The following is a 13,466-nucleotide window of genomic DNA, read 5'->3' on the forward strand; positions in this document are numbered from 1 at the left end:
AACTCCTGTCAGAACCCGCTTTCTCGCACCCCCAACGCTGCCGCCCGACGCCAGGCGACGCCCAGCACCGACTCACTGCGCCCTTGCAACACCACCACACCGCGCAGGGGCTGGCGGGGTGTTTGGATCGGTTGCACGCTTTTCAACCGCGCGCCGTACTGGGCCTGCACCGGCTCCGGGCGCTGGTTTTCATCACGGCGTACGGCGATTGGCCCATGGTGGTCGGAGGTGAGTGCCTCCTGGTCCAGGTAGGCCACGCCATTGGTGTCGATATCGGTCAATTCGACAGGGATAGCGGCATGCATCGGGTCATCGGCGATAAAGCGCCCGGTGGCGCCCGGGGCTACCCGCCACAACTCTGCCTCGGCCAGGTAACCCCGCAGGCGTGCCCCCCTCTTCCACCACTTGCGCGAGCGAATCCTTGGGCGACAGCCAACGGCCCACGCTCAATTGCGGCAACACATCGCGCACCGTGCCTGCATGGGGTGCGCGCAACAGCAACCGCTCGCGCTGGGCAGCCAGGCCTCGGTATTCGGCCAGGGCCTGGGACAGACGCTGATCGTTGATCCCGGCATCCGCCGCCGTTTCAGTGCGCCCGGCCTGGCGACGCATCTGCAACTGCAGAATCTCCACTTCACGGCGCACGATGCTTTGTCGCGCTTCCAGATCCGGCGACTCCAACTCGAACAATACCTGGCCTTGGGTGACGGCCTCGCCATCGGCCACCCGTACCTGCTTGACCCGCGCCGCCACGGGCGCATGCAATGCGCTGGCACGTCCGGCTTCGAGCATGGCCGGCAACTCCACGGCGCTGCGCCACGGCACCACCAGCGCCAGCAGCAGCAACAGCAGGCCCAGGCTGCTGAGCAACACCCGGGGGGCATGGGCCTGGGTGCGACGACTCCACCATTCGCGCCACTCCTTGAAGACCGGCAAGCAGATGAACCACACCAGTTCCACCAGCATCAGGAAGATCCCGAGCAGCTTGAAAAACAGGTGATACACCGCCAGCGCAATCCCCAGGAACAGCGCCGCCCGCCACAGCCACGCCAGGTAACCCCACCCCAGCAAGCGTCGTTGCATCGTCGGCGACCACGGCTCCGGCGCCGGCTCGCCATAACCGAACAACAGTTCGCGCAGGCGCCAACGGCACAGTGCAAAAGCGCGGCCTTGCAAGTTATCCACGCCCCACCAGTCACTGATCAGAAAATAACCATCAAAGCGCATGAACGGGTTGAGGTTGATCGCCAACGTGGTCAGCCAAGTCGCGCTGGCCAACATGAACGCCGCCGTGCGCGCCGGACCGTCGGGCAACAACGACCATGCGAGCAGGGCAATGCACGCCAGCAACAACTCGGCCATCACCCCGCCGGCTCCGATCATCAACCGCGCACGGCGATCATTGACCCGCCACGCGTCGCTCACATCGGTGTAGAACATCGGCAGCAACACCATGAACGCCACGCCCATGCTCTGCACCCGGCACCCGGCGCGCTTGGCCATGAAGGCATGGCCGAATTCATGGCACAGCTTGGCGAAAAACAACGCCACACCGAATGCCAGGGCGCCGCCGAGGCTGAACAGGTGCGGGAAGGTCGCCAGGAAACGCTGCCAGTCGCGTGCGACCAGAAACACGCCCAAGCCCAGGATGATCGGCAAGCCGTAACGCAACAATCCCGGGCCAAAGCGTGCCAGCCAAGGCCATACACGGTTGAGAAACGCATCCGGGCGCCACAACGGAATGCGGAAAAACAGGTACTGATGCAGCAACACCTGCCACAGGCTGCGCTTTTGCGCGGCCGCTTTATAGGGGTAACTCGCCCGCTGCTGCGGGTCGAAGGCGGCGATCAGGTCATGGGCACGCAAAAAGTTCAGCAGCTCCTCCACTTCGCGACCCTCCAGGGGCAAACCCGGTTCGCGGTTGGCGGCCTGCAGGACTTTTTCCGGATCGCCCAGCGACCAGTGACGCAACAAACGAATCGCGCTGGCGTCAAGTTTGAAATAACGCCCACGTACCGGGTCGGCCAGGGTCCAGCGCGGCGAGCCGTCCAACGCGGCGCCGGCGGCGGACAATTGCAGGTCTTCGCGCAGCCTGGGCAGGCTCATCAGAGACCCACGCTCTGGCGTAAGCCTGCCAGCGGCCGGCGCAGCAGGTACAGGGCCAGCGGCGCCCGCTCTCCATAGAGTTTCGCGGTACCGCGCAGGCCGATACGGGGCGGCGCATCATCGAATTGCGCATCGAGGCGATAGGCCAACTGCCCACCCGGTGTGGGCTGCGCTTCATAGGCGACCCGTTGCAGGGTCGCGAGGTGACGTTGCAGCGGGTCGCTGTCGAGAAACAACGCGACCTGGGCATTGGGCGCCAAGGCAATCGCATCACCCACCGCCAATTCAATGCGCAACTCCGCCTGGGCCGGATCGGCGATCTGCAACAGCCGCTCGCCGGTTTGCACCGGTTTACCGGTCCAGCGATCGGCATCTGCGAATACGGCGATCCCGTCGCGTTCGGCGCGCACTTCGCTACGTTTGAGCAGCTCACGTGCATAGTCACGTTCAGCACGTTTTTGCTCGACGCGGGCGGCCAGCAGGTCAATCTTCGAGCTGGACTCGGCATCGGCAAAGGCACGCTGGGAATTGGCCTTGAGCTCCGCCTCGGCCACGCCCAGCGCACGCGCGGCCACATCGGCCTGGGCCGTCAGCGTGGTGCTTTCAAAGCGCAGCAACAGGTCGCCGGTTTTCACCGTCTGGTTAGGTTTGACCAGGAACTCCGCGATCACCCCATCCAGCGGCGCCGCGACGACTTGCCCGGCCAGCGGCACCACTTCGGCGGGCGCCAGCACCGACTGATGTACCGGGATCAGCAGCGTCAGCAGCAACGCCACCACCGCCGCTATCTGGCGTTTGCGGGTCAGGCGCAAGCGCCACGGCTGGCGCGGTTGCAACGCATGCCAGGCATGGCTGCAAGTGTCGCCCAGTTGCGCCAGCAGTACTTGCTCGGCCGGGCTCCACGGCGTGTCCCGCGCCAGCCACAGGCCGCCGAACACTCGGCCCTGGGGGTCAATCAACGGCAACCAGAACACATGCCCGGCCGACAGGCTCTGCCAATCGGCTTGCACCGCACCACTCAATTGCTCAGCCGGCACCACCCGTGCGGTTTGGCTCATCGCCAGCTTGTGCAACTGCGCCACCGCTTGTTCGACAAAAGCCACGAACGGCGCGTTGGGATCGACGCTGCTCACCGCCGTCACCGCCCGCACCTTACCGGCGATCAACAGGGCGGCATGGCGATAGCCAAACAGTGGTTGGCCATCGTTGGCCAGGCTGTAGGCCAGTTGCTCGGTGGTACGCGCCGCACGAATCTGACGCTCAAGATCGAGAAACTGCGCAAACACGCGCTCGGCGTGGCCCGCCAGCGGTGCGTTCATTGCAATTGCGCAAAGCGGGCAGTACCGCTCATGCCTGCCAGCAGCCCGGAAGCGTTCGGCAAGGTGGCGACCAGCAGCAGTGTCTGGCTGCCTTCATCAATACGAGCACCCAGGCGCTTGACCGTGGCCGTGAATGCCTGACCGGTTTCGTCGGGAGTGAAATTGAAGGTTTGCCCGGGCTTGAGTTTGCCCATCCAGCGCGACGGCACCCGCAGGTGGATTTCCAGGCTGTGGTTATCGACGATCTCCAGCAACGGCGCCCCGGCCGATACGCTTTCGTAACGCTGGACCTTGCGCTGCACCACTTGGCCGTCATACGGCGCCAGCACGCTGCAGCGTTTGACCTGTACTTGATAAACCTGGGTTTGAGCCTGGGTCTCGGTGAGTTTGGCTTCGGCGCGGGCCACTTCAAAACGCCCGACGGAGTTGAGTGCCGCCAGTTGTTTGTTGTGGGCAAGCTCCTCACCGGCGCCACGGCTGGCGGCCTGGGCGGCATTGAGCTGGGCCTGGTAGGCCGAGCAGTCGAAGCGTGCCAGAGTGTCGCCCTTCTTGAACGATTCGCCCTCGCTGAAGGGCAACTCGACGATCCGCCCCGACAGCTCGCTGGCCAGCATCGCCTGGTCGCGGGCACGCAACACGCCACGCGCCTCGTCGGCGCCGGTCGCCGCCGCAGGGGGGTGATCCAACAACGGGTCGTCCGCCATGGCCAGTTGCGTCAGGCCCATCAGACATGAAACTCCAAACACCCAACTACGTAACGGCTCCATGCGGTAACTACTCCCTGATGATGTCGGCAGTCTAGGGCAGGCAAATCAAATTGCCACTACCGAAAACGGATAAATCTGAATTTATTGTAGGGCGCTACCGACGTCTTCGCAGGCGTACGTTATGATTGCGACCCTCCAAGGACTCAGGATCAAAGGACACGTCATGCGCATCGGTTTTCTGCCTCCTCTGGGTCTGGCGTTGCTCGCCGGCCTTTCCTTCCAAGCCCAGGCCAGCGGCGATGATTCGTGCTACCCCGACTGGCGGGTATCACGCGACAGCCTTGAAGGCTGCAGCAACCTGCCCTTCCTGAGCCCGGGCAATGACAGCCGGGTCAACCTGCGCCTGTTACTGGCAGATAAACAGGCGATGCCCCTGACACCCAACGCACTGAATGACACCGACCTGGAGCAAGGCTTCGGTCCGGTGCCGTTCCCGGTGTATCGCCTGACGTCCAATGACACCCCGCCCGCAGAAGCAGACGACTCCTCGGCCCCCGGGCTTGACGAACTGCTCGCGCCATTGGGCATCCAGCGCGGCGATAGCAAGGCCGCCGGCCAAGCCTTCCTCAGCGGTGAAGGCAGCCGTTGCCGCAGCAATGATGACGACAGCGCCGCGGCGTTTATCGGCCAAGTCGTCAAGGCCGACATGCCGGCGGCCGAGCGCGACGTGCTGGTCAAAGCCCGTGTGCAGTTGCTCGCCACCTGCGATTGGAATGGCCAGGTCGTGGAGCCGCAACAGATTCAGTCGCCCGAAGGCCAACTGCTGCGTACCTATCTGCAAGCAGCCGCCGACTTCTACAGCGGGCGCTTCAGCGACGCCGAACGCGGTTTTGCCGCTGCCAGCAGCAGCACCTTGCCCTGGCTGAAAGAAACCGCGCTGTACATGACCGCCCGCACCTCGCTGAACCAGGCACAGGCCGAGGCCTTCGACGAATACGGCATGCCGAAGCTCGAACGTGTGGACAAGTCGGCCCTGAGCAACGCCGAAGAGGGCTTCCTCGGTTACCTGAAAATTTATCCACAGGGCGCTTACGCCACCTCGGCCCGTGGCCTGCTGCGCCGGGTGTACTGGCTGGCGGATGATACCGACAAACTGGCCGAGGCCTATGCGTGGCAACTGACCCAGGCGACGGATACACAGCGCAACGCGTCGCTGGAAGAACTGGTGGAAGAAGCCGACCTCAAACTGTTGATGGTCAATCGCAGCACCGTGCAAAACCCCATGATTCAGTTGGTCACCGACCTGATGGCGATGCGCGCCCATACCCCGCCGGAACTGACTCGCGAAGAGCTCGACGGGCAGAAAGGCGTGTTTGCCAATGAGCCGGCTCAGTTCGACTACGTACAGGCGGCCTACGCGCTGTACGTCGAGCATCAGCCCGACAACGCCTTGAAGCTGTTACCCAAGGAAGTGCCGTCGAGCCTGGATTATTTCGCCTTCAGCCAACAGACCTTGCGCGCATTGGCCCTGGAGGAGAAAAAAGACTGGAAAGCCGCCGAGTCGCTGTGGCTGCAATTGCTCCCGCTGGCCAAGCTGCCACTGCAACGTGACCAGCTGGAATTGGCCCTGGCCATGAACTACGAACGCAGCGGCCAATTGGCCAAGGTGTTTGCCGCCGACTCGCCGATCAGCGCCCAGCAAGTGCGTTACATCCTGCTGCGCAACGTGGCCGGGCCGGACCTGCTGCGCCAACAACTGGCCAAGGCCAGTGACCCCGTGGAGCGCAACACCGCGCAATTCGTGCTGCTTTATAAAGACCTGTTGCACAGCCAGTTCGCCGACTTCGCCGCCGACTTCAAACAACTGCCGGCCCCGGCGCCCGAAGACAAGCTGGGCACCAGCCTGGGCTACGTCTATACCTCAGGCCAGAGCCTGAAAATGTTCCAGTGGAACGGGGACAAAGCCGAATCCGGCTATGCGTGCCCGAGCATCGCGCAAACCGCAGCAACCTTGCAAAACGACGCGAAAAACCCGCAGGGCCTGAATTGCTTCGGCGAGTTCATCCTGCGTAACGGCCTGGACGGCATGCCGCTGGAACAAGCCCGTGCCGCCGGCAGCCTGGGCAGTACGGCGTCGGACTTCAAGGGTGAAACCTTCTCGCGGCTCGACGGCTACAAACTCGTCATCGCCAACGCCAAGGCTCCGAAGAACGACAAGGCCTATGCCCTGTTCCGCGCCATCAACTGCTATGCGCCGTCAGGCTATAACAGCTGCGGTGGCAATGAAGTTGAACCGGCCGTGCGCAAGGCGTGGTTCCGCCAGCTCAAAACCAGCTTTGCCGACACCGAGTGGGGCAAGTCTCTGCAGTACTACTGGTGAAGCACCTGTGGCTCGGCTTGCTGCTGTTGGCAAGCCCGGCCTTTGGCGCTGTTGACGCCGGCGACTACGACGCCTTCTGGCTATGGAGCGGCGTCACGCCGCAGCCGGTGCTCAAGCAGGCCAAAACCCTGTACATCCTGCAGGGCCAGATCAACTCCACCCGCCGCGCGCCACGGCGCGGCGTGCAATTGATCGCCCAGGGCATCAGCGTACCGCGCCTCACCCAAGGCGAGGTCTGGGTGGTGTACCGTGCCCACACCTTGCATTGGCCGGAGCAGATCTACACCCAAGTGTTCGGCCAGGTGCAACGCTGGCGCGACGCCGGCAACCCGGTGGTCGGGATCCAGATCGACTTCGACGCCCGCACCCAATACCTGCATGAATACGCAGCCTTCCTGCGCAATCTGCGCCAACGCCTGCCCGCCGACCTGCGCCTGAGCATCACCGGCCTGATGGACTGGAGCAGCAACGCCGACCCGGCGGCCATCGCCCAGCTCAAGGGCGTGGTGGATGAGGTGGTGGTGCAGACCTATCAGGGCCGCCATAGCATCCCGGATTACGCGGCGTACTTACCCCGGATGAATCGATTGGGATTGCCGTTCAAGGTGGGGCTGATTCAAGGCGGGGAATGGGAAGCACCGGGGTATTTGCAAGGGAATGAGTGGTTTCGAGGGTATGTGGTGTTTTTGCAGAATTGACAAATTTCTTGACATGGGTGCCGTAGACATGAAAGTTTTTGTCCACAGTCCATGGACGGTGGACACTGGAATGCGAGCATGAATGAAAAGTCAAGACATTGTAATACTCTTCAAGCTGATCAGTCTGGACCTGCAGGCCAGAGGCGAGAGAGTCAAGAAGCGAGAGTTCACGCTCAAACGCGACTTTGAGGAAGCGATGCTGCTTGCACCGGAGGCATCCCCAGACTACTTGGATCACGTTCTCAATCTGCGCCTTACAGGAAATAGTGAGAAAATCGAACTTTCACCTGTAGAGAAATGGGAAGGATGGGAGGACAGCGAAGACGCCACCACTCCACCCAACCTTGAAAGCTATTCCGTCAGGGCCTTGTCGGCTTCCCTCGCACTGAGCAAGAGCGAAGTATCCAACTCGCTTAATCGCTGCCGGGAGATTGGTCTTATCTTCACCGACTTATCGAGTGGAAAACCAACCGTCAGAAACACCGCTCTACTGGACTTCGTAAAATATGCAATTCGCTACGTATTTCCCGCCAAGCCAGGTCCTATCGTACGCGGCATTCCAACCGCATTTGCCGCCCCAATAATGGCAGGCAAGGTCATGAGTGGTGGTGATCTCATCCCCGTCTGGCCCGACGCCAACGGGAAGAGGAAAGGGCAGCAAGTGCTGCCTTTATTCAAAACCGTACCGGTAGCAGTCAAAAAAGATGAATTGCTCTATCACTTCCTTGCACTAGTGGACGCCATTCGCATCGGTGGTCCTCGTGAAACCAAAATCGCTGACGCCATGCTACGGGAGTGGATCTTGTGACATCGAACCGGGAAATGATGTTGCAAATGCTTGAAGAAGTCGCCGATGCGCTGGGCAGTGACCTACGCGAGCATGTAGCGTTTGTCGGTGGATGTACAACCATCTTGCTTATCACTGACGAATACACCTTAGAGTCGATTCGCGGCACGGATGATGTTGACCTAGTCATTCATCTGACTGGCACCGCCGACTGGTATCGCCTGGAAGGAAATTTGAAACCCCGAGGCTTCAAAAATACCGGCCAGGACTCCGTCACCTGCCGCCTGAGACTAGGTCATCTGAAGGTCGACTTCATGCCAACGGATGAAAAGGTACTGGGCTTTTCCAATAGCTGGTTTGTCGGCGGATTAGAAAATGCCGTCGACTACAAACTCCCCAGCGGAACACTCATCAAGACATTTGCCGCTCCGTGGTTTCTCGCCGCAAAACTACAGGCATATCAAGGACGAGGTCGGGGTGACATGCTGATGTCCAATGATATTGAAGACATCGTCGCGTTACTGGACGGTCGGGAAGAACTCATTCAAGAAGTGGCGCAAGCACCGATCGAACTGCGCCGTTTTGTAAGCGAGCAGTTTGAGGCGTTTCTGAAGTTACCCGCATTTCAGGACGTGATCCAAAGCACCGCTCAGGACTCTGATCGAGAGGCGTTGCTTCTCGAACGATTAACGACCCTGGTTGGATTCGGAGTGCCTACTTGATCCGGTACTTGAGCCTCAGCCGTCAAGGTGCTGACAGAGCCGAAAACTGCGATGTCAGCGGCTCAGCACAGAACTCGGACGCTTATCTCTACGTGATCGCCGATGGCTCCTCTAAGCCGAACAGTGGCGAATTGGCGAGAACACTGACCCGCTACCTTCTTGAGTCCTTTACCCGTGCAGCGCCCTCCATCGCATCATGTCCTGACAAGGCAATGCGGTTGGCACTTACCTTACTCGACGACGTGCATTCAAACCTTTCCGCAGACTTTCCATTTGCCTCCACCAGTTACCTGACGCTACTGGTAGTGGGGCAAACGGCCGTTTCCATTCACGCAGGGGACTGCTGCATAGGCTACTTGGACGACGATCAGCGGGTGAACTGGCTCAATGCTCCCCACTGTGGTCCCAACTGGAGAGGTGATTTGAGCCACTCAGCCATCGCCAGCAACCCCGCGCGCAAAACCCTGCTCAACTGCATGAGCCACCGTCGTGCGCATGAGCCTCACATTCAAATCCTGCAAATCATCAAAGACACAACATGGATACTGGCAACCGATGGGTTCTGGGCAGAGCTGTCAGTCGAAAACCAGATCAAGGCTATAGCTGAGCAGACCCTTGATGGGCACTCAACCGAAGATGACGCCACCTTTATGTTATTGCGGACCTAGCACACGTCTACCAGTCGTAGGTCAGGCTCGACACCACCGTGCGCCCTTCACCGTAATAGCAATCCAGGTCACCGGTGCACTGCGACACGTAGGTCTTGTTGGTGAGGTTCTGCACGTTCATCGCCAGTTTCACGCCTTTGAGTTGCAGCGGTGACTGACCCAAGTCGTAGCTCAGGCTGGCGTCGTAGACACTGTATGAGGGTACGCTGAAGGCACCTTCGTAGTAATCGCCCAGGCTCTGGCGCGCATAACGTACGCCCAAGCCCGCGCCGAGGCCGGCCAAGGGTGTGTTGCCCAGTACGCTGTAGTTGACCCACATCGACGCAGTGAGCGGCGAGATGCCGGCAGGATGGCGACCTTGGCGGCCGTCGTTGTCCTTGGTGTACTTGATGTCGTTGCGCGCAGCCGACGCAATGACTTCCCAGGCGTCGCTGAGGGCGGCCTTGGCTTCCAGCTCCACACCCCGTGAGCGCATGGCACCGCTTTGGGTGCTAAAGGTGGTGTCCACAGGGTTGGTGGTCAGTACGTTTTTCTGATCCAGTTGATATACCGAAACCTGCACAAAACTCTTCTGCCCTGGCGGCTGGTATTTCATGCCGACTTCATATTGGTTGCCCGTCGAGGGCTCGAACGGCTTGCCGGTGGCGTCGGTGCCGGCCAGTGGCAGGAAGGATTGCGAGTAGCTGATGAAGGGCGCCAGGCCGTTATCGAACAGGTACACCAACCCGGCACGACCAGTGAACGCCTGGTCCTTGCTGGCGAAGCGGGTATCGGCCAGCGGTTCCTTGTTCACCACATTGGCCCAGTCATAGCGCCCGCCCAGCACCAGCGTCCATTTATCCAGCTTGATCTGGTCCTGCGCGTACAGGCCGGTCTGGGTGATGGAGCGATCCCAGCGGTAAGGCTGGCCGAAATTCAGGCGCTGGCCATAGACCGGCTTGAACAAATCGATGACCGGTGGGTTGCGGTCATACAGGCCGTGGAATAGCGAGTTGGAATGGTAGTAATCCAGGCCAACGATAGCGGTGTGAGCCAACACACCGGTGTCGAATTCAGCCTGGGCGATGCTGTCCACGCCATACACTTTGTTGTTTTGCGCCCAGTCCACGCCAAAACGTTGCAGATAGCGTTGGTCCTGCACACCGGTCACCGGGTTAGGAACGAAGGCGTAGCCGTGCAGTGGCGCGGTATAGCGGTCGTCCACCTCGGCATAACGTGCATTTTGCTTGAGGGTCCAGGTGTCGTTGAGACGATGGGAGATCTCGTAACCCAGCACGTACTGCTCGCGGTTGTATTGGTTCACGCCGGGTTCGCCAAGAAACAGGTCGCGCTTGATCTTGCCGTTGGGGTTGGCCCACAACGTGCCGGACGCGGGCAAGCCTTGGGCTTCGGGCACACCTTTGTCTTTCTGGTATTGAGCAAACAGGGTCAAGTGGGTGTCGTCGTTGGGGCGCCAGGTGAAGCTGGGCGCGATGAACTGGCGTCTGTTCTTGACGTAGTTGATTTCGTCCTGCCCGTCATTGGCCAGCCCGGTCAGGCGGTAGAGGAATTGCCCTTGCTCATCCAGCGGGCCACTCAGGTCGATGGCGGCGCTTTTATGCGCGTACGTGCCGGCCTCCAGCACGACCTGATGAATCGGCGTTTCGCTGGGCCGCTTGCTGACCATGTTGACGATGCCACCGGGCTGGCTCTGCCCATACAGCACCGAGGCCGGGCCTTTGAGCACTTCGATACGCTCCAACCCATAGGGCTCGATCTGCAACGCGCCACCGGTACTGCCGCCACCGTAGGGCAAGTGCAACCCATCCAGGTACAACGGCACGGGAGCAAAACCGCGGGAAGTGGGTTCGTCGAATAACTTGACCCGGTCTGCAAAGCCGCCGGCACTCATGCCCGGGGTGTAGAGCAATGCCTGGGTGACGCTCTGTGAGCCACGCGCCTTGATTTCGGCGGCGCTGATCACGTTGATGGTCTGAGGAATTTCCACCAGCGCCGAATCCGTCTTGCTGCCGGAGGCGCTGCGCGTGGCCACGATGCCGTCCACCCGCCCCCACGCGCTTTCCTGCGCTTCGCCGCTGATTTGCGTAGCGCCCAACTGCACCGCGCCGCCTTCGGCAATCGCCTGCAATGACCAACTGCCTTGGGACTGCACCGCGACCAACCCACTGCCCGCCAACAATTGCCCCAACCCATCCGCAACCGCGTACTGGCCTTGCAGGCCCGCGCTACGCCTGCCTTGAGTGAGCGAAGCGTCCACCGACAGCAAGATCCCCGAAACGCTGGCGAAGCGATTAAGCGCCTGATCAAGACTCCCCGCCGGAATGTTATAGGCATGCCGGGCTTCGCTGCCCTCTTGGGCCTGAACCAGGGTTGGCGCCAGGGGCACCGTGGCCAGCAGGCTGACGAACAGGCTGCGGCGCAGGGCGCGGGCCAAGGGTTGGATTGGGTGGTGCGGCATGGCTGGACTCCCCGTGAGAACGCTTCTTGATTGGCTTTCAAGAGCTATCCCGAGCGAGGCGCGCAAACCGACAAGCGCTGACCAGAATATTTTCAGACCCTGGCCTTGATGGTCACCCAGAAGCGCGTCACCGTCTGCACTCGCACCGGCAACGAACGCTCCAAGGCTGCCAGGATTGCGTTGGTATTACGCAGCGGAAACACACCGGTCAGCCGCAAATCGGCAACGTTCGGATCACAACGCAACACGCCCGGCCGATAGCGACTCAACTGCGCGACAAACTCACCCAGCGGCTGGCGTTCGGCGATCAGACGATGCTCGGTCCAACTGCTGGCGTTAGCATTCACCGCAGGCAAGGCCGAGCTTTCGCGCTCGTTGAACCACAGGCTGTCACCGGCATTCATCTGCACCGCCGCACCCTTCCAAGGGCTGACGCGCACGCGGCCTTCATAGAGATCGACACGGCTGCCATCGGGCAATTCGCGCACGGAAAAACGCGTGCCCAACGCTTGCACATCACCGGCCGGGGTTTGCACGATCAGCGGGCGCAGCGGGTCGTGACCGCTGGTCAGCAGGACCTCGCCACGAATCAGACGCAGGCGCCGCTCGCTGTCGCTGAAGCGCAGGTCAAACGCACTGTCGCTGTTGAGGTCGACCCGCGTGCCGTCGCTGAGGATCACGCGGCGGATCTCGCCCGTGGTGGTGCGGTGCTCGGCGAAAGCCGCTTGCCAGGGTTCGCTGCGCTGCACCAGATAGCCGCTGCCGCCGGCGACCAGCAGCAGGCCGAGCAGCTTGAGGGCCGCACGGCGCTGGGTGTCCGGGGTGTCGCGCAGTACGGCGCGGGCGCTCTCGGCCGGCACTGCGCCAAGGGTGTGCTGCAGTTGCTGCAAACGTTGCCAGGCGCGGCGATGTTCCGGGTCAGCCGCCTGCCATCGGGCAAACGCCTCGCGCCGTTCACCCTGCAGGTCACCGCCCCATTGCAACATCAGCCACTCGCTGGCTTGCTCGACAATGGCTGGGGCGATGGGCGCGTCGCGCTTCATTCGGCGTAGGCCACGTGGTAACAGGCGACGATGGCACGGGTCATGTACTTCTGCACCGAGCTGACGGTAACCCCCAGGCGCTCAGCAATCTGGGCGTAGCTCAAGCCTTCGAATTGCGACAGCAAGAACGCCCGGCGCACATTGTCGGGCATGCGGTCGAGCATGGCGTCGATCTGCAGCAGGGTTTCGAGGATCAGCGCGCGAGTTTCCAGCGACGGCGACTCCGGTTCAGGCAGGTGCGCAATGCTTTCCAGGTAGGCACGCTCGATGCGCAGGCGCCGCCATTGATCGATCACCAGGTTGCGCGCAATCTGCGCCAGGTAACTGCGGCTCTCCTTGTCACCGGGGAAACGTCCGGACACCAGCAGGCGCAGGAAGGTGTCCTGGGCCACGTCGGCGGCGTGCTCGCGGTCGCCCAGGCGCTTGCGCAGCCAGCCTTGCAACCAACCATGATGATCGCGGTACAGGAGGTGAAGCGGGTGCTGGCCGTCAGTCGCGGTGTCCATGAAAAGCTCAGATACACTATTGAGAGCAATTATCATTACACCTTATTTCGCGACTGACAAAACTCTTTGTGA

Annotated in this window: 10 protein-coding genes and 1 pseudogene; 5 read left to right on the plus strand and 6 right to left on the minus strand. The window is 61.4% G+C overall.

Annotation, left to right across the window (positions count from 1 at the left end; genetic code table 11):
* Positions 1–8: 8 nt before the first annotated feature.
* The 3 genes and pseudogenes from MJP36_RS01440 to MJP36_RS01450 form a co-directional block, all read right to left on the minus strand.
* Positions 9–2,106: pseudogene (locus tag MJP36_RS01440) on the minus strand (site-2 protease family protein).
* On the minus strand, positions 2,106–3,425 hold the full coding sequence (locus MJP36_RS01445; RefSeq protein WP_244384711.1) for an efflux RND transporter periplasmic adaptor subunit: 1,320 nt from the start codon (positions 3,423–3,425) through the stop codon (positions 2,106–2,108). Before MJP36_RS01445 ends, MJP36_RS01440 begins: the two are co-directional and overlap by 1 nt.
* Positions 3,422–4,192 carry an efflux RND transporter periplasmic adaptor subunit gene (locus MJP36_RS01450; protein WP_104995139.1) on the minus strand — a complete coding sequence of 257 codons (771 nt, stop codon included), beginning with the start codon at positions 4,190–4,192 and terminating at the stop codon, positions 3,422–3,424. Before MJP36_RS01450 ends, MJP36_RS01445 begins: the two co-directional genes overlap by 4 nt.
* A gap of 163 nt (positions 4,193–4,355) precedes the next feature.
* Here MJP36_RS01450 and MJP36_RS01455 point away from each other — a divergent pair, with 163 nt between their 5' ends.
* The 5 genes from MJP36_RS01455 to MJP36_RS01475 all read left to right on the plus strand — a co-directional run bounded on the left by MJP36_RS01455 (position 4,356) and on the right by MJP36_RS01475 (position 9,387).
* Entirely contained in the window at positions 4,356–6,512 is a 2,157-nt protein-coding gene (locus MJP36_RS01455) for a PA5441 family protein (protein ID WP_244384713.1), read from the plus strand.
* Positions 6,509–7,210: a DUF3142 domain-containing protein gene (locus MJP36_RS01460; protein ID WP_244384714.1), complete on the plus strand. Its 702-nt coding sequence runs from the start codon at positions 6,509–6,511 to the stop codon at positions 7,208–7,210. Before MJP36_RS01455 ends, MJP36_RS01460 begins: the two co-directional genes overlap by 4 nt.
* Before the next feature lie 82 nt (positions 7,211–7,292).
* Positions 7,293–8,018, plus strand: a complete 726-nt coding sequence (locus MJP36_RS01465; protein ID WP_090367663.1) for a hypothetical protein — start codon at positions 7,293–7,295, stop codon at positions 8,016–8,018.
* A gap of 26 nt (positions 8,019–8,044) precedes the next feature.
* Positions 8,045–8,719, plus strand: coding sequence for a hypothetical protein (locus tag MJP36_RS01470; RefSeq protein WP_425226330.1), 675 nt, complete (start codon positions 8,045–8,047; stop codon positions 8,717–8,719).
* Between the two features lie 8 nt (positions 8,720–8,727).
* Positions 8,728–9,387 (plus strand): protein phosphatase 2C domain-containing protein, encoded by a 660-nt coding sequence (locus MJP36_RS01475; protein ID WP_244384715.1) that lies wholly within the window; start codon positions 8,728–8,730, stop codon positions 9,385–9,387.
* A gap of 7 nt (positions 9,388–9,394) precedes the next feature.
* Here MJP36_RS01475 and MJP36_RS01480 read toward each other — a convergent pair whose 3' ends face one another.
* The 3 genes from MJP36_RS01480 to MJP36_RS01490 form a co-directional block, all read right to left on the minus strand.
* Entirely contained in the window at positions 9,395–11,845 is a 2,451-nt protein-coding gene (locus MJP36_RS01480) for a TonB-dependent siderophore receptor (protein ID WP_244384717.1), read from the minus strand.
* 92 nt (positions 11,846–11,937) lie between these two features.
* A complete protein-coding gene (locus MJP36_RS01485; protein WP_244384718.1) occupies positions 11,938–12,888 on the minus strand; it encodes a FecR domain-containing protein in 951 nt (316 codons plus the stop codon).
* Positions 12,885–13,394 (minus strand): sigma-70 family RNA polymerase sigma factor, encoded by a 510-nt coding sequence (locus MJP36_RS01490; protein WP_161547548.1) that lies wholly within the window; start codon positions 13,392–13,394, stop codon positions 12,885–12,887. The genes MJP36_RS01485 and MJP36_RS01490 overlap by 4 nt, the downstream gene beginning before the upstream one ends.
* Between the last annotated feature and the right edge of the window lie 72 nt (positions 13,395–13,466).

Source organism: Pseudomonas palleroniana, from assembly GCF_022836895.1.
GTDB classification, from domain to species: domain Bacteria; phylum Pseudomonadota; class Gammaproteobacteria; order Pseudomonadales; family Pseudomonadaceae; genus Aquipseudomonas; species Aquipseudomonas palleroniana.